The following is a 16,508-nucleotide window of genomic DNA, read 5'->3' as shown; positions in this document are numbered from 1 at the left end:
TGTGGGCCTAATCCGACCTACCCGACGGGCGCGTCAATGCGTAGGTCGGCTGAGCGCGCAGCGCGTAAGCCGACACCGCCAAGAGGCATATCAAGCCATCTGCACATGCGGCAGCACGGCGAACGAACCGGCCAGCGCCTGCTCGGCCTTGCTGGCCGGGATATTCAGTTCGTTGAGGTCCAGGTAGATGCGCCCGTCCATGATGCGCACGGCGTACAGGCGCGCCATGCCCTGCACGGGCGCCACCAGGCGGCCCGAATCGAGCTCGATGATCCAGCTGTTTTTCGGTCCCAGCAGGTTTTTCTCCATCAGCACCCCGTGCGCCAGCGGCCCGCCCAGGCCAGGCACCATGTCGAGCAAGGCATATACCGTGTCGTCAGTCGCGCGGAACAGCGCCACGCCCGGCAAATCCTGCCACGCCAGCCCCCGCTGCACCATGCGCGCGCCCGCCAAAGGCATGTCCTTCAGGCGGCAAATCATTTTCCATTGTTCTGGCATCGTCAGCTCCCGCGAAAAATGTACCAGCTTGCCTAAGCAAGAGCGGTGCCAGTGCCGGCCAGGGCGCAGAGTGGCCGACATCCCCGTCAAAACCGGCGCGCGCCGCACTGCGCAAGTGCACACTGCCGCCGAAATGGTGCGCCGGCCGCACGGTGGAATGCCTGGCTTTCCTTTACAATGGCGGATTACTCCCCCTATTTAGCACCTTCATGATTGTTCTTGGCGTCGAATCCTCCTGTGACGAAACCGGCCTGGCCTTGTACGACACGCAACGCGGCCTGCTGTCGCACGCCCTCTACTCGCAAGTAGCCATGCACGAGCAGTATGGCGGCGTGGTGCCGGAACTGGCATCGCGCGACCATATCCGCCGCGCCATCCCGCTGCTGGAAGAGACGCTGACCAAGGCCGGCGTCACCCTGCCCGAGATCGACGCCATCGCCTACACGCAGGGCCCGGGCCTGGCCGGCGCGCTGCTGGTCGGCTCGTCCGTCGCCTGCAGCCTGGGCCTCGCCATCAACAAGCCGGTGCTCGGCATCCACCACCTGGAAGGCCATCTGCTGTCGCCGCTGCTGGCGTCGGAACCGCCGCAATTCCCGTTCATCGCACTGCTGGTCTCGGGCGGCCACACGCAGCTGATGCGCGTCGATGGCGTGGGTCAGTACACGATGCTGGGCGAAACGCTCGACGATGCGGCCGGCGAGGCGTTCGACAAGTCGGCCAAGCTGCTGGGCCTCGGTTATCCGGGCGGTCCCGCCATTTCGCGCCTGGCCGAATTCGGCGACCCGCTGGCCTACAAGCTGCCGCGCCCGATGATGCACTCGAAGGATTTCAATTTCAGCTTCTCCGGCCTGAAAACGGCCGTACTGACCGTGGTCAAGAACCATGAAGAAAAGGTCATCGCCAACATCTGCGAACAGGACAAGGCGAATATCGCGCGCGGCTTCGTCGATGCGATCGTCGAGGTGCTGACGGCCAAATGCGTGTCGGCCCTCAAGCACACGGGCTTGAAGCGCCTGGTGATCGCCGGCGGCGTGGGCGCCAACGCGCAGCTGCGCGCCTCGCTCAACGCGGCCGCCGCCAAGAAGCGCTTCAAGGTGTATTACCCGGAGCTGGAATTCTGTACCGATAACGGCGCCATGATCGCCTTTGCCGGCGCCATGCGCCTGCAGATCAATCCCGACGCCGCCAAGCACGATTACTCGTTCAATGTGCGCCCGCGCTGGCCGCTGGACGAGATCCGCGAGATCTGACCCCGCCGCTCACTTCAGCAGGAAATTGCGCGTGCCCGCCGGGGCCGCGCCCTCCGCCACCGTTTCATCCTTCAATGCCACGCCCGACAGCTGCCTGGCAAATGCCTGCGACAGCAAATAATGCAAGCGGTACGCGGCCTGCGCATACGCCAGCCCTTGCGGCCGCACGTTCGAGATGCAGTTGCGGCGCTCGTTCAGCAAGCCCACCTTCGGCGCCCACGTCAGGTACAGGCCCAGGCTGTCCGGGGAACTGAGGCCAGGCCGCTCGCCGATCAGCACCAGCACGGCACGCGCCTGCAACAACTCCCCTATTTCATCGCCGATGGCCACCCGCCCCTGCGCCACGATGTGCAGCGGCGACAGCGTCCACGCCTCCAGCGCCAGCCGCTCGCGCAAGGCGGCCAGGAACGGCGCCGCGTGGCGCTGCACGGCCAGCGCCGACAGGCCATCGGCTGCCACCAGCGCCAGGTCGACTCCCGTGGCACAGGCGGCCAGCCGCGCGCGTGAAACGTCGTCGAGCCGGCGTCCCAGGTCGGGACGTTGCAGGTAGACGGCGCGCGTGGCGGCCGCGCTGTGCAGCTGCACGCTGGACAGGCCCTGCTCCAGCAGCGCGCGCGCCAGCGCATCGCCATCGAGTTCCAGGTGCAGGGCGTCGCGCGCCTGCGCGTGGGCCAGCTGAAACGCCAGCTGCGCGCCGGTCGGCACGCTCACGCCGCGGCGCCCCAGCGCGATGCGTGCCGCCGTATGCGCGCGCAGCGCTTGCCAAGGCCTGGTTTCATCCATGCTCCCTCCTAGTCGTCCAGGCGCAGCAGGGCCGCCTGGAAAGCGGACGGCAGCGCCGCGCTCAGATTTCCCTGCGCATCCGTGATCCGCATGCGCGCCAGCCAGGCCTCAAATTCGGGCGCGGGACGCAGGCCCAGCACGCGGCGCGCATACAGGGCGTCGTGGAACGAGGTGCTCTGGTAGCCGAGCATGATGTCGTCCGCGCCCGGCACGCCCATGATGAAATTGCAGCCGGCCACGCCCAGCATGGTCAGCAAGGCGTCCATGTCGTCCTGGTCCGCTTGCGCGTGGTTGGTATAGCACACGTCGCAGCCCATGGGCAGTCCCAGCAGCTTGGCGCAGAAATGGTCTTCCAGCCCCGCGCGCAGGATCTGCTTGCCGTCGTACAGGTATTCGGGACCGATGAAGCCCACCACGGAATTGACCAGCAGCGGCTGGAACGCGCGCGCCACCGCATGCGCGCGCGCCTCGCAAGTCTGCTGGTCCATGCCGTGGTGGGCGCCGGCCGACAGGGCGCTGCCCTGCCCCGTCTCGAAATACATGACGTTCTGGCCCGCGGTACCGCGTCCCAGCGACAGGGCCGCCGCCCTGCCCTCGGCCAGCAGCGCCAGGTCGATGCCGAAACTGCGGTTGGCCGCCTGCGTGCCCGCCACCGACTGGAACACCAGGTCGACGGGCGCACCGCGGCGTATCGCCTCGAGGGTGTTGGTGACATGCGTGAGCACGCACGACTGCGTGGGGATCTGGTACTGGTCGATGACGGCGTCGAGCAGCTGCAGCAGCGACACCACTTGCGCCACATTGTCGGTGGCGGGATTGATGCCGATCACGGCGTCGCCGCTGCCCAGCAGCAGGCCATCGAGGATGGAGGCGGCGATGCCCGTGGCGTCGTCCGTCGGGTGGTTGGGCTGCAGCCGCGTGGACAGGCGGCCCGCCAGGCCCAGGGTGTTGCGGAACGATGTGACGACCCGGCACTTGCGGGCCACCAGCACCAGGTCCTGCAGGCGCATGATTTTTGAGACGGCCGCCGCCATCTCGGGCGTGACGCCGGCGGCCACCTGCGCCAGCAGCGCCGTATCCGTCGCGTCGTCCAGCAGCCAGTCGCGGAAGTCGCCCACGCACAAATGGGCAATCGGGGCAAAGGCGGCACGGTCATGGCTGTCGATGATCAGGCGCGTGACTTCATCGTCCTCATACGGCACCAGCGCTTCATTGAGGAAGGTCAATAAGGGCACGTCCGCCAGCGCCAGCTGCGCCGCCACCCGCTCGCGCGCGCTGGCGGCCGCCACGCCCGCCAGCACATCGCCCGAACGCGGCGGCGTGGCCTTCGCCAGCAGCTCCTTGAGGCTGGCGAAGGCATAGGCATGGCTGTCTATCGTATGGCTGAAACGGGGCATAGTTCCTCCAATGCCCCGATTTTACGCCAACTGATTGCGCCGCTACAGGCTGCGCAGCGCGCCTTCCACGGTGGGGTAGCGGAAGGCAAAGCCGTCCTCCGCCAGGCGGCGCGGGGCGACCCTTTGGCCTTCGACCAGCAAGTCGGCCTGCTCGCCCAGCAATGCGCGCATCAGCCACGCCGGCGTCGGCATGAAGCTGGGTCGGTGCAGCACGGCGCCCGCCACTGCGGCGAAACGGCGCTGCTCGATGGCCTCGGGCGCGCAAACGTTGTAGGCGCCGCTCACCGCGCCTTGTTCGCTGCGGCGCGCCAGGTGGGCGATGGCGCGCACCACGTCGCGCACATGCACCCACGAGATCCACTGCCTGCCGCTGCCCAGCGGGCCGCCCACGCCGAAGCGGATCGGCAGCAGCATCTGCGGCAGCGAACCCTGGTGGCCGAAGACGAGGCCAAAGCGCATGCAGCCCACCTGCACGCCAAATTTCTCCGCCTGGCGCGCGGCCGCTTCCCACTCCTGACACAGCTGCGACATGAAGATGGCTTGCGGCGCGCGGCCTTCATCGAGCTCGCTGGCATCGCCCTGCGCCTGCACGCCGTAATAGCCGATGGCCGACGCCGACAGCAGCACGCGCGGCTTGTGCTGCGCGCGGGCGATCCACGCCACCAGCTCCTGCGTCAGCGCCACGCGGCTGCGGCGCAGGGCCGCCTTGCGCGCCTCCGTCCAGCGCCGCCCGACGATGCGCGCGCCGGCCAGGTTGACCACCATGTCGATGCGCTGCGCGTCCTGCAGCTCGTCCAGCGTGCGGATGCAGCGCACCCGGCCATCGAAGGTCCACGCAGCCTGCTTCGGCTGGCGCGTCAGCACCGTCACGGCGTGGCCGTCGGCCAGCAGGGCAGCCACCAGCTGCTGGCCGATGAATCCCGTGGCACCCGTCACCAGCACGGACTGCGGCGCGGCGGCAAAGCTCAGGGGCTCTTCCTGTTCCGCCGTCTCCTGCACCTTGCGCCGGCCCAGTTGCCAGACGGCGTATGCGTCGCGCAGGCCGGACAGGCCCACGCCGACGCCGCACAGAGCGAGGAAGACGCTGAGCCAGCCGTACGGCTGCCACACGAGGGCCGTGGGCAAGCTGGCCCACGCGCTGCTGTTCAAGGCCAGCAGCGCGATGAAGGCGCCCGCGTTAATCGCCAGCACCGTGTGCGTGACCCGCTCCGTGGCGGGCAAGAGGCGGGTCTGGTCTTCGACGACGAAATCCCACAGGGTCAGCACGATTTCCACGCCAAACACGATGACCAGCACCCAGGCCCAGGCGCCATGCCATTCCCAGGCCGCCAGGCCCACGAACAGCAGGCTGTAGATCAGGGCGCGCGTCGCATGGATGGTCAGTTCCAGCCTTGCGGACGCCTTTTGCGGCAGCGCCTCCGTGATTTCATGGTGGTAGATGGTGTCGAAGGCCCCCAGGCAGCCTTGCGCCGCCATCAGTTGCAGGGCCAGCAGATGCGTATTCATGGTGTCTCCTTGTGTGAGGCGGGCGCGCTGGATTCGCGGAACACGCCCACCTGGGTAAACGTGGTGCCGAACAGCGCGTGGCGGATCTCGATGCGGATATTGAATTGCTGCGGCGTGTCGTTGCGGTGGCACAGATACGTCTTGCCGGGCGTGAGCACGCCAGGCAGCGGCAGGCGCCAGCCGAACAGGTCCCAGAAATAGCCATCGCTGGTGAAATGCAGGTTGCCGTCCTCGACGTGAAGCAGCAGCTTCATGCCCAGGCCCATGCCCACGTATTCGAGCACGTCGCCTTTGGCGCTTTCAGCCATGTAGGATGTGAAGCGGATCGGCGCGCGGCCGTGCAGGCGGTAGGTGCGCTGCTTGTAGATGAACGGGCAGCCGGGGCGCGAATAGACTTCGATATCGACGGGGAAGTCGTGATCGTCATGCGGGATCAGGGCGCCGTCGATGAAGGGCCGCGTCAGCCATCCCAGAAGCTTGCCCAGGCGCGAGCTGGTAAGCTCGCTGAGTTCACCGCGGTAGTACAGGGGCTGGCCCGGCGCGGGATTTTTCTCGAAGCGGCGGCGGATGTCCGGGTGCAGGGTCAGCCACTGCGCGCCCATCACCTTCCGGAACAGCTCTCCTTCGGACGGGCCGCTCATGATTTTCCACGCTTGCCTGGTTTGTCTTCCGGGCTGAGGAACTTGGCCACCTTGCCGCCCATCGACAGCATGCGCTGCAGGGTCGCCGGCGGCAGGTTTTTATAGTCGCTGTAGGTGCTGCTGAGCATTTCCAGGAAGGCCAGCACTTCGCCCATGCGTTCGAGCGTCGCCGGCGGTATCGCCGCATCGTGCTCGCCCTCGATCGCGCATTCGCGCAGCACCGTCAGGGTAGGGTCGATCTCGCGCCGCTTGCGCTCTTCCATGATGACCCTGAAGATTTCCCACACATCCTGCAATGCCACGAAATGGTCGCGCCGGTCCCCCATCACGTGCGTGATGCGCGCCAGGCCCCAGCTTTGCAATTCCTTCAGGCTGTTGCTGACGTTCGAACGGGCCACGTTCAGGCTGGCCGCGATGTCTTCCGCCGTCAGCGGCTCATTCGCCAGGAACAGCAGCGCGTGGATTTGCGCCACCGTGCGGTTGACGCCCCAACGCGTGCCCATCTCGCCCCAGTGCAAAATATACTTTTGCGTGGTTGGACTTAGTTCCATAATTTTCTCTCATTTCTGTCGTTACAGAAATGTAAGACGGAACGGAAACCGAGTCAAGGGCGATTCGTTATACTGCCCGGCCGGCGGGCGGCCGGCCCATGGCGCGCAGGAACGCCTGCTGCGAAGCGTGCAGTTGGCCATAACCGAGTTCGCGGTACACGAGACCGTGGCGCGGCGCCAGTTCGGCGAGAATGCGCGCCAGCGCCGGGTAGTGGCGGTGGTGCCAGGTGGGGAACAAGTGGTGCGTCAGGTGCAAATTCAGGCCGCCGAGCCAGTCGCCGAGCCAGCGCAGCGCGCGCGGCCGGGGCGTCCAGTCACACGCCGTATAAAACGTGTGCTGGTACCAGTCGTGCGGCAGGGTGCCGTCGGGGCCCGGCTGGAAGAATTCCACTTCGGCCCAGTGCGTGCCGAGGATCAGCGCCACCAGCGCGCACGAAGCGATCATCTGCCCCAGCAGGTACGCGCCCAGCACCACGCCCCAGCCGATGCCCTGCGGCTGCAGCAGCCACATGGGCAGCGCCAGCACCAGGGCCACGTGGCCCAGCTTCCAGCCCAGGAAGGAGAGCCAGCCGCGCCAGCCCTGCAGGCGGCTGTGCGCGGCCACGGGCGTCTTGCCGAAGCGATCCAGCCAGTCGCCATACCAGTTCAAATATGGCAGCGACAGGGCCGCCACCACGGGCCAGTACAGGTATTGATAGCGGTACTGCGGCGACCAGCGCTGGTACGGCGTCTGGCGCAGGAAGGGGTTCGGTTCCGTGTCGAGGTCATAGCCTTCCACGTTGGCATACGTGTGATGGAAGTGCACGTGGCGGATGGTCCAGAAATCCGTGTCCACGCCCACGGGCAAGCCCACCAGGCGGATCAGCACGCGGTTCAGGAATCCCCGGCGGAAGACGGCGCTGTGGGCCGCATCGTGCAGGGTATTCATGGCCAGCGCCATGGCCGCGACCAGGCATGCCACATAGCTGGCGACAAACGGCCCTGTGCTGCCGGCGTTCAGCGCCAGCACATACAAACTCACCGTCAACGCGGCCAGGAAGATCGCTTTCGCGTGCATGCGCAGGTCGCCGAAGCGGTGCCGCCCCTCGCTGGCAAGATAGGCGTCGGCGCGGGCGCGCAATTCGCGGCGGAAGGCGGAGTCGCGCGCGGGCTTGAAGCGCAGCGGCGGCAAGGTAGCCGTCACGCGCGCGTCTCCGCCGCTGCCGGCCACCACAGGCGGCGCGCGCCGTCAAGGCCATGCGCCAGCAGCGCGGCCAGGAACACCATGCCCCACACATCGCGCGCGCCATACCAGCCGAGGAACAGCAGCGGCATGGCCACGGCGATGGCCACCCAGGCAATGGCGCCCCAGCGGCGCGCGTCCGACAGGCCGCCCAGGGCCAGCGTGCCGCCGAAGATCAGCGCAAACAGGATGGCCTGCTGCGCGCCGGCCAGCGCCGCCTCGTGGTTGACGTAATAGATCACCAGGCCAAACAGGATCACGCCGCCGACGCCGATGAACAGCTCGGGCACGTGGAAGGCGCCGCGCGACTGCCAGTGGGGAAAGCGCGCGCGCAGCCAGGAAAACAGCTTGCCGTTGCTGGCCAGCAGCGGGTTGTGCGTGGGCGTCATGCCCTTCACGCCGTAACGCATCTCCACGCCCTCGAGTTCCGGCTGGAAGCTGCCGAACAGCCTGTCCCACAGCAGCAGGGTGCCGCCGAAATTGCGGTTGATGTAGCGCTTGTCCGTGCCGTGGTGCACGCGGTGGTGCGAGGGCGTGACCATGAATTTGTCCAGGATGCCGGACTTGTTCACCAGCGCATTGTGGTTGTAGAACTGCACCGTGTAATGCAGGGACGAGACGACGAGGAAGATTTCCAGCGGCACGCCCAGCACGGCCAGGATGGCGATGAAGGGGAAATTCGTCAGCGACGAGTACCAGGAATTGCGCACCCCCAGCGACAGGTTGAAATGCTCGCCCTGGTGGTGCACCACGTGCACGGCCCACAGCAGCGGGATTTTATGGTGCAGGCGGTGCATCCAGTAAAAGCACAGGTCCCAGGCAAAAAAAGCGAAGATCCATTGCGCCGCCACGGGCCACTGGTCGACGATGTGCAGGTTCGCATGGCGCAGCAGCAGGGCGAACGCCGCCACTTCCACGCCGCGGAACATCCACATCAAAATGTGACCGGAATTGAGGTTGAAGATCACGTCCTTCCACGGCACGGGAGTCTTGCGCACCCATTTGAGTATCAGCAGTTCGGCCAGCACGAAGGCCAGCATGACAAGAAAGGAGAGGGCAAAGGGATTCATCATGGTGCGGTTTTGATGGAAACGGCGCGGCGAGCAGCCAAGGATACCTGCATTTTGGCCAGCATGCCGCCGGCGATACCCACGGCCAGGCCGGCGGCCAGGTCGATGCTGACGTGCCGGCGCAGTGCGATGATGGCGTAGCAGATGGCCACGCCCAGCACCACGGCCAGCACGGAACGAAGCAGGTGGCGCCGGTCGCACAAGGCCCACACGCACAGCAGGGTCAGGGCGCCATGCAGCGACGGCAGGCAGTTTTGCGCGGAGTCAAACGACTGCAGCATGCGCAGCGCCTGCGTGCTCCAAGCGCTGCCCTCGCCCACGGGCGGGTACGCCAGCGTGGTCGGATACAGCAGGAACACCGCGCCGCACATGATGGCGGACAGCGCCATGGCGCGCGCCAGCCAGCGCACGCGGGCCGCTTCGGCCGCCAGGTAGGCGTAGGGGATCAGGATGAAGAAGGACAGGTACAGCCAGATGGCGGCGTCGTTGTAGGCAATGGCGCGGTCGATGGCCGTTTCGGGCAGCAGCATCCCCTGCCCCTGCAGCAGGTCGCTGGAAAAATACACGAGGCCGACGCTGCCCCAGCCGGCCAGCAAATGCAGCAGGCGGGAAGTCAAGGTCATGGAAGAATGGTTCATGCGGTGGCAAGGCGCCGGATGCGGCGCCGTTTCATGGTGGGGTCAAAGGGAGGCAGTTCGCCGCTCACCGTCCAGGCCAGGCGGTCGATGGCCACGCCCAGGCCGCGCAGCACCGCCGCCAGGTGCGCGCGCAGCGCGGCCAGGCCGGCATCGTCCAGTGCCGCATGCAGTTGCAGGGCCGCTTCGCCGTGCTGCACCAGGCGGTAATCGGCATCGGGCGGCAAGGCTTGCGCAAAGGCCCGCGTCAATACGTCGGCAAAGACGGCGACGGGTGCGCCGCCGCGCGCCGATGGCAGCGCCAGCAAGTCGTCGCAGCGCCCCTCGATGCCGGCGATGGCGCGCGTGGCCCTGCCGCACGGGCATGGCGTGGCGCGCGCGATCAGGATGTCGTCCAGGCGGTAGCGCACGATGGGCTGCGTCATGCGCGTAAAGTCCGTGATCACGGGCACGAAGCGGCGCTGCTGTTCGCCTGCTTCGGCATCGAGCCACTGCGGCTCGATATGCACGTATTCTTCGTTCAGGTGCAGCACGCCATGCTCGCAGCTGCTGGCAAGGAAACCCTCCGTGGCCTGGTAGATTTCATGCACGGCGCCAAACGCCTGCACGATCAGCGCCCGGTCCTGGGCTTCCAGCACTTCGGCCACGGAGATGACTTTTTTCGGCGCCAGCGCCAGGCTGCCGTCGATGACGCGCAGCGCCAGCTGGCGCAGCACCTGCGCCGGCGCGACGATGACGGAGGGTTGATACTGCGCCAGCTGCGCGCACAGGCTGTCGAACGGTTCGAACAAATCGTAGAAGGCAAAGGTCAGCCACGGCGAGCGCACGGCCGTGTACAGATTGCTGTTCGCGCGCAGGAACAGCGCCACCCGTTCGCCGGAAAACAGGCCGTCGGGCAGTGCCTTGGCCAGCATCACGCCCGCCCATTGCGCCTTTTCGCGGGGGCTGACGGTAAACACGGCGCGCCGCGACGAGGTGCCGGACGACAGGCCCACGGTGATGTCGCCCACGGCCGGCGTGAAGTCGCGGCTATGCTCGGCCGCCATGGCGGCTTCCATCGCCTGCGCCAGGGTGATGCCTTCTGTGTTCATCGCATCGAAATGCTCGAGCATCAGCGCCTTGTTCATCGTCGGCCACTGCGCCAGCGGCAGATGGCGATACGGCGCAAAGTAGCGGCTGCGCGCGCACAGCACGTCGATGAAACGCGCCAGTTGCCGCTGCTGGTAGGCGTCGAGCTGCGCGCGGCCGGCGAAACGCAGGCGGCGCGTGCGCCAGTACGACAGCAGCAGCCAGACGATGCGCATCACGGGCGACCCGCCACAGCGATATAGTCGACCGTGTCTTCGTGCGTGATGCGGATCTGCGCCTGGCCCGACTGGTGCAGCTGGTGCAGGCGGTTCAGGGTGGCGTAGTACGGCACGCGCTTGTGCTGGATGAGGAACGACAGTTCGGACGGCCCGCGCAGCTGCTGGAAGCTTTCCGGCACCCAGGCCGCGTCCGACGCCAGCAGGGTCCAGCCCCCATCCTGCAGCACGAAGGCGCCGAGATGGCCGATGGCGTGGCCGGGCAGGTCGACGATGTAGATTTCGCCCGTACCGCTGACGTCGCGCCCGTGCGTGAATGGCAGCAGGGCCGCCGGCAAGGCCGTTTCGGGCACGCTTTCGACGAAATCCAGGCGGTCGGCAATATCGTCTGGCAGCAGTTCGGGCACGAAGGCCTGGCGCACGGCGGCCACGCCGGACAGGCCGCGCACGGCGTCCCAGCCCGGTTTCGAGGCCATCAGCCGCGCGCCGGGAAAGTCGCGCAGGCCGGCGATATGGTCGGCGTGGAAGTGCGACAGCAGCAGGGTGTGGATGTCGCCGGGCGACACGCCATGCGCGCGCAACTGGCCCTGCAACGATTCATTCCCGTCGAAGGAAATCGGCGTCACCCACGCGTACATGCGGTACACACCCTTGGACGTGGCGGCGCGGAAGTGTTCGGCGTAGCCCGTGTCCCACAGGTACAGGCCCGCGCGTGTTTCGATCAGGTAGGCGCGCGAGGGAAAGCAGCGGCTGGCCAGCCCGCTGCCTTTCAAGACCATGCACGAAGGATGCGTGCAGTGGCCGACGCGAAACGCGGTGATGCTAGCCATTGCGCTCCTTGCCCACCTTGTGCGCCGCCGCTTCCTGGCGCATCCACTGCGCCGTCAGGGCGATGCCTTCCTGCAGGCTGACGATGGGACGGTAACCGAGCACCTTGCGCGCCTTGGCATTATCGAGCGTCATGTCGAAGCTGAGCGCGCCGATGCTGTAGGGCGTAAGGGCCGGCTCGCGGCGCGTAAAGCGCGAGGCGAACTGCATCAGGCGAGCCAGCAGCGCCAGCACACGGTACGGCATGCTGACGATCTGGAACGGCTGCTGCAGTTGATCGCGGAACAGGCTGTGCAGGATGTCGCACAGGCGCGCCGGCTCGCCATTCGTGATGTTGAAGGCGGCGCCCGACGCGATGGTCTTGTGCACGGTGGCCAGCCACATCGCATGGACGACATTGTCGACATAGGTGACGTCGATGGTGGCCGCGCCGCCGTTGGGCAGCGGCAGCTTGCCGCCGCGCTCCCGCAGCACGCGCGCCAGGCGCGGGATCAGCACCTGGTCGTGCGGGCCGAAGATGGCGCGCGGGCGCAGGATCACGCAGGTCATGCCGCGATGGCGGTCGACGCAATCCTGCACCAGCTTTTCCGCCATCGCCTTGCTGCGCGCATAGGCGTTGACAAAGGCATCGGGACGGAAGGTTTCCGGCACCTCGTAGCGGTTGCGGTAATCGAAATAGATGGCCGGCGTGGAGATGTGCACGAAACGCGCCACGTGCAGGCTGGCGGCCGCGCGCAGCAGCTGGCCCGTGGCCGTCACGTTGGCGGCGATGAAATCGCGCTCGGCGCCCCACGGCGAGGACAGCGCGGCACAGTGCCAGACGGTGTCCATGCCGCGCACCAGTTCATCGACCTGGCGCGGCGTGGCCTGCGCCAGGTCCAGCGCCACGAATTGCGCGCCCATGCGTTCCAGTTCGCGCCCCACGGCCACGTTGCGGCCTGTGGCGCGCACTTCCACGCCCTGCGCCAGCAAGGTGCGCACGGCATTGCGCCCCAAGCCGCCCGTCGCCCCCGTGACCAGAATCCGCCTCATCGCGCCACCCTTATAAATCGACGATCATGCCGCCGATGGTCAGGCCGGCGGCCGTGCCCATCATCAGCAAACGCTGGCCTGCCACGGCCCGCCCCGTCATCACCGCCTCGTGCAGGGCCGTGGGCAGCGATGCGGCAACCTGGTTGCCATGCGTTTCAAAGATCTTGATGATTTTAGCATCGGGAACGTCGAGGATGCGCGCCGCATGCGCGAGTCCCAGCGGGCTGGCCTGGTGCGGCACGACCACGTCGACCCGTTCCAGTCCCGCGCCCGACTCGGCCATTAATGCCGTCAGGAAATCCGGCATCACCTTGACGGCCAGGCGGAACACGGCCTTGCCATCCATGCGGAACAGGTAGTCGCCCGGCTCGCAGCCGTTGCGCGGATTGCGCTCGGTGCCGCCGCCGCGGATTTCGCAGTAGCGCCGCCCTTCCGGATACGTGCCCATCTTGTAGGCGCGGATGCCGGCGCTGCCATCGCCCCGTTCGACGATGACGGCGGCCGCGCCGTCGCCAAAGATCATCGACGCTTCCGGCTCGCTCCAGTCGACGCCGCGCGACGCCAGGTCGGACGAGACGATGGCGATGCGCCGGTAGGCGCCGCCGGCCAGCATGGACGCGGCCACGCGGAAGGCGGCCATGAAACTGAGGCAGCTGGCGTTGACGTCGAAGCTTTGCGTGCCTGGCGGCAAGCCGGCATGTTCCGCGATGAAGCAGGCCGTGTTCGGCAATGCCTGCTCGGGCACGCCGCAGGCGCAGATCAGCAAGTCGATGTCGGCCGGGCGCAGGCTGGCGTTCTTCAGCGCGTCGAGCAGGGCGGCGGCGCCCAGCTGGCTTTGCGATTCATCGGGCGCGGCCACAAAGCGCGACAGCACGCCGCTCTTGCGCAGGGTATAGCCGGGCGGGTGGCCCAGTTTCAAGTCCAGGCTATCGGAAGTCACGCTATGCGACGGGACGGCTTTGCCCGTCGCGATCAGGCGAACTGGAATCATGTCAGCCTTAAAAAAAGTAAAGTGAATAGGGTTAGCGAGCTTAATCGAGTATCAATGGCGGCAAATCGACGCCGCAGTTCTTGCAGAAATTGGCGTCGTCATCGAGCCCTTCTTTCAGGCACGTGGGGCAGGTACGCGTGGTGACCAGCTTGGAGCTGCGCTGTACCGTCATTTCGGCGCTGATAATGCCGGTAGGCACTGCCAGGATGCCCCAGCCCAGCAGCATCATCAACGAGGCGATGGTGCGCCCGATGTCGGTCTTCGGCGTGATATCGCCGAAGCCCACGGTGGTCATGGTGCTGATGGCCCAGTATATCGACGTCGGGATACTGCTGAAACCGTTATCTGGCCCTTCCACGACATACATCACAGTGCCCAGCAGAAATACCACCATCATCACGAACGACAGGAAGATGAGGATCTTGCGCCGGCTGGCCAGCAGGGCGCGCCCCAGCACCGTGTATTCATGCACATAGGAAGTGAGCTTGAGGATACGGAACATGCGCAGCAGGCGCAGGATGCGCACGTCGATCAGCACGTGCGCGCCCGGCAGCAGCAAGCCGATGTAGGTCGGCACGATGGCCAGCAAGTCGATAATGCCGAAGAAACTCTTGGCATAGCGCACCGGATGCTGCAGGCACGACAGGCGGGCGAAATATTCGGCCGTAAATAAAAAAGTGAAAAACCATTCGAGCGCCGTCAGCCAGGTGCCGTAGCGCTCGGCCACAGAAGCGACACTGCTGAGCACGACCACCGTCACGCTCATCAGGATGGCGCCGATCAGCAGCAGGTCGAAGGCGCGGCCCGTGCGCGTTTCCGCCTCGAAGATGACGGTGTACACCTTCTCGCGCCAGCCCCGCTCGGGCTTGCCGTATTTCTGCTGCGTTTCCTGCGCGGCAACTTGCTGCGGCGTCAACGGTGCCGCTCCGCTCCTGGGCGCGGCTTTCATGTCGGTAGTATGCTCATATACTATTATTGTATAGATAATTTACAAAGCACGGCGACACGCACGCTTGCGCTACAGGTTTCACTATGACAGCTTCTTCGCCAGCAACACGGCATTGCGCCGCTCACGCTCGGCCTGCACGATGTCCGCCGCGCGCGCCTCGCTCAAGCCCGCCGTGTGCAGCACGGTGGCCGTCAGCTGCAACGCCGCTTCCAGCGCCTCGGGCACGACGAGGGTGGCGCCCGCATGCATCAGGGCCACCGCATGGGCTTCGTCGCGGGCGCGCGCATACACGGGCAGCAGCGGATACTCGCGGCGGATCGATTTGACGGCGTGCAGCACGGACGCCGCATGGTCCATGGTCAGCACGACGGCCGCGGCCCGGTCCGCATTCACCTTTTGCAGCAATTCCGCGCGCGACGCATCGCCGAAATACACGGGAAAGCCGCGCGGATGCAGGGTCGTCACCAGCCGCGCATCGTTTTCGATGGCGACATAGGCGATATCCTGTTCCGTCAGCACCTTGGCCAGCAACTGCCCCACCCTGCCGAAACCGGCGATGATGACGGTGCTGCCCTGCGGCGGCAGCGCCCCTTGGGCCAGGTCGGCCAGCTGGTGGTGGTGGCGCTTTTCCCACCAGTTGCCGAACGCGCGCGCCGCCTTCGCCAGCGCCGGCGTGGCGAACAGGCTCAGGCCCACCACCAGCATGACGAACTGCGCCACCTGCGGTCCGATCAGCTTGGTACCGAGCGCATACGCGACGACGATGAAGGCGAACTCGCCGCCCTGCCCCAGCAGCACGCCCGTTTCCACGGCGCGCCCCCAGTGAAAGCCGCCCAGGCGGAAAATCACGCCGATGACGAGGGTCTTCAGGAAAAACAGGCTCAGCACGGCCAAGGGAATCAAGATCGGCGACTTGAGGATTTCGCGCACGTCGATCTGCATGCCCACCGACATGAAGAACAGGCCCATCAACAAGCCCTTGAACGGCTCGATCGTTACTTCCACCTCATGGCGGAATTCCGTTTCCGCCAGCAGCAGACCGGCCAGCAGGGCGCCCAGCGCCATCGACAGGCCCGCCAGGTAGGTCAGGCCCGCGATGCCAAGCGTACTGAGCAAGGTCAAGGCCATGAAGACGTCGGGCTGGCGTTTCTTCACGAAAAACTGGAACAGCGGGCGGATCACCCGGCGTCCGAGCAGGTAGATCAGCAGGATGGCGCCGGCCGATTTCACGGCCGCAAAGCTGAGCAGGTACGCCAGGTCGTCGCTGCGCCCGCTGGCGAACACGTCGATGAGGATGAACAGCGGCACCACCATCAAATCCTGGAACATCAGGATGGAAAAGCCCGCCTGGCCGGCCGGCGTCTGCAGGGAACGCTGGTCCGTGAGCAACTGCATCACGACGGCCGTCGACGACAGCGACAGCACCAGCCCCAGCACGATCGACGCTTCCAGCGACAGGCCGAAATAATACGCGACGCCGCCGATCAGGCAGGCGCTGACGGCGACCTGCCCCACGCCCGCGCCAAACACCCAGCGCCGCAGCGCCCACAGCCGTTCCGTCGACAGCTCGAGGCCGATCATGAACATCAGGAACATCACGCCCAGCTCGGCCAGGCCGCTCACCTGTTCGGCGCGGACGAACGAAAAATACGTCAGCCACGTGAACTCGGCCGCCCACAGGCCGAAGCCGAACGGGCCGAACAGGGCACCGACGGCCAGGAAACCGAGCACCTGGTTGACTTTCAGGCGTTGCAATAACGGAATAAAAATCCCGGCCAGGGCGAGAAACAGCAGGGTTTCTCGTAAATACGGTAGTGCGTGCTGCTCTTCCAAAATAATCCTAACTCAATG

The 16,508-nt window shown here is 66.2% G+C and carries 16 protein-coding genes; 1 reads left to right on the top strand and 15 read right to left on the bottom strand.

All coding sequences use genetic code 11. The features are described from left to right. Positions 1 to 90 precede the first annotated feature (90 nt). The gene (locus O0880_RS03105; RefSeq protein ID WP_289884966.1) at positions 91 to 498 is read right to left on the bottom strand and encodes a nitrite reductase (NAD(P)H) small subunit; all 408 of its coding nucleotides are present in this window, start codon (positions 496 to 498) and stop codon (positions 91 to 93) included. A 209-nt stretch (positions 499 to 707) separates the two neighbouring features. Here O0880_RS03105 and tsaD point away from each other — a divergent pair, with 209 nt between their 5' ends. Next, positions 708 to 1,748, top strand: coding sequence for a tRNA (adenosine(37)-N6)-threonylcarbamoyltransferase complex transferase subunit TsaD (gene tsaD / locus O0880_RS03100; RefSeq protein WP_071322136.1), 1,041 nt, complete (start codon positions 708 to 710; stop codon positions 1,746 to 1,748). A gap of 9 nt (positions 1,749 to 1,757) precedes the next feature. Here tsaD and eutC read toward each other — a convergent pair whose 3' ends face one another. From eutC to O0880_RS03030, 14 genes are all read right to left on the bottom strand, one after another. After that, complete coding sequence (eutC, locus tag O0880_RS03095) at positions 1,758 to 2,531, bottom strand: ethanolamine ammonia-lyase subunit EutC (protein ID WP_289884965.1); 774 nt, start codon at positions 2,529 to 2,531, stop codon at positions 1,758 to 1,760. Positions 2,532 to 2,539: 8 nt separating this feature from the next. Further along, complete coding sequence (locus O0880_RS03090; RefSeq protein ID WP_289884964.1) at positions 2,540 to 3,928, bottom strand: ethanolamine ammonia-lyase subunit EutB; 1,389 nt, start codon at positions 3,926 to 3,928, stop codon at positions 2,540 to 2,542. Positions 3,929 to 3,970: 42 nt separating this feature from the next. Then, positions 3,971 to 5,434, bottom strand: a complete 1,464-nt coding sequence (locus tag O0880_RS03085) for a TIGR01777 family oxidoreductase (RefSeq protein ID WP_289884962.1) — start codon at positions 5,432 to 5,434, stop codon at positions 3,971 to 3,973. Continuing rightward, complete coding sequence (locus O0880_RS03080) at positions 5,431 to 6,075, bottom strand: DUF4166 domain-containing protein (RefSeq protein WP_289884961.1); 645 nt, start codon at positions 6,073 to 6,075, stop codon at positions 5,431 to 5,433. Before O0880_RS03080 ends, O0880_RS03085 begins: the two co-directional genes overlap by 4 nt. After that, positions 6,072 to 6,626 (bottom strand): GbsR/MarR family transcriptional regulator, encoded by a 555-nt coding sequence (locus O0880_RS03075; protein ID WP_070281486.1) that lies wholly within the window; start codon positions 6,624 to 6,626, stop codon positions 6,072 to 6,074. Before O0880_RS03075 ends, O0880_RS03080 begins: the two co-directional genes overlap by 4 nt. A 67-nt stretch (positions 6,627 to 6,693) precedes the next feature. Continuing rightward, positions 6,694 to 7,809, bottom strand: coding sequence for an acyl-CoA desaturase (locus tag O0880_RS03070; RefSeq protein ID WP_289884959.1), 1,116 nt, complete (start codon positions 7,807 to 7,809; stop codon positions 6,694 to 6,696). Beyond that, positions 7,806 to 8,921: a sterol desaturase family protein gene (locus O0880_RS03065; protein ID WP_289884958.1), complete on the bottom strand. Its 1,116-nt coding sequence runs from the start codon at positions 8,919 to 8,921 to the stop codon at positions 7,806 to 7,808. Before O0880_RS03065 ends, O0880_RS03070 begins: the two co-directional genes overlap by 4 nt. After that, positions 8,918 to 9,541 carry a phosphatase PAP2 family protein gene (locus tag O0880_RS03060; RefSeq protein WP_289884956.1) on the bottom strand — a complete coding sequence of 208 codons (624 nt, stop codon included), beginning with the start codon at positions 9,539 to 9,541 and terminating at the stop codon, positions 8,918 to 8,920. The genes O0880_RS03065 and O0880_RS03060 overlap by 4 nt, the downstream gene beginning before the upstream one ends. Positions 9,542 to 9,552: 11 nt before the next feature. Beyond that, complete coding sequence (locus O0880_RS03055) at positions 9,553 to 10,857, bottom strand: F390 synthetase-related protein (RefSeq protein ID WP_289887280.1); 1,305 nt, start codon at positions 10,855 to 10,857, stop codon at positions 9,553 to 9,555. Then, the gene (locus tag O0880_RS03050) at positions 10,857 to 11,687 is read right to left on the bottom strand and encodes an MBL fold metallo-hydrolase (protein ID WP_289884954.1); all 831 of its coding nucleotides are present in this window, start codon (positions 11,685 to 11,687) and stop codon (positions 10,857 to 10,859) included. The genes O0880_RS03055 and O0880_RS03050 overlap by 1 nt, the downstream gene beginning before the upstream one ends. Further along, the gene (locus tag O0880_RS03045; protein ID WP_071322128.1) at positions 11,680 to 12,717 is read right to left on the bottom strand and encodes an NAD(P)-dependent oxidoreductase; all 1,038 of its coding nucleotides are present in this window, start codon (positions 12,715 to 12,717) and stop codon (positions 11,680 to 11,682) included. The genes O0880_RS03050 and O0880_RS03045 overlap by 8 nt, the downstream gene beginning before the upstream one ends. A 10-nt stretch (positions 12,718 to 12,727) precedes the next feature. Next, a complete protein-coding gene (locus O0880_RS03040; RefSeq protein WP_071322127.1) occupies positions 12,728 to 13,708 on the bottom strand; it encodes a 3-oxoacyl-[acyl-carrier-protein] synthase III C-terminal domain-containing protein in 981 nt (326 codons plus the stop codon). 40 nt (positions 13,709 to 13,748) lie between these two features. After that, positions 13,749 to 14,657, bottom strand: coding sequence for an ion transporter (locus O0880_RS03035; RefSeq protein ID WP_071322126.1), 909 nt, complete (start codon positions 14,655 to 14,657; stop codon positions 13,749 to 13,751). 81 nt (positions 14,658 to 14,738) lie between these two features. Beyond that, complete coding sequence (locus O0880_RS03030; protein ID WP_289884950.1) at positions 14,739 to 16,490, bottom strand: cation:proton antiporter; 1,752 nt, start codon at positions 16,488 to 16,490, stop codon at positions 14,739 to 14,741. Between the last annotated feature and the right edge of the window lie 18 nt (positions 16,491 to 16,508).

Origin of the sequence: Janthinobacterium sp. SUN118 (genome assembly GCF_030397695.1) — a bacterium.
GTDB lineage: Bacteria > Pseudomonadota > Gammaproteobacteria > Burkholderiales > Burkholderiaceae_D > Janthinobacterium.
Note: the sequence above shows the minus strand (reverse complement) of the source record. Positions and strands in the feature narration are given on the sequence as shown.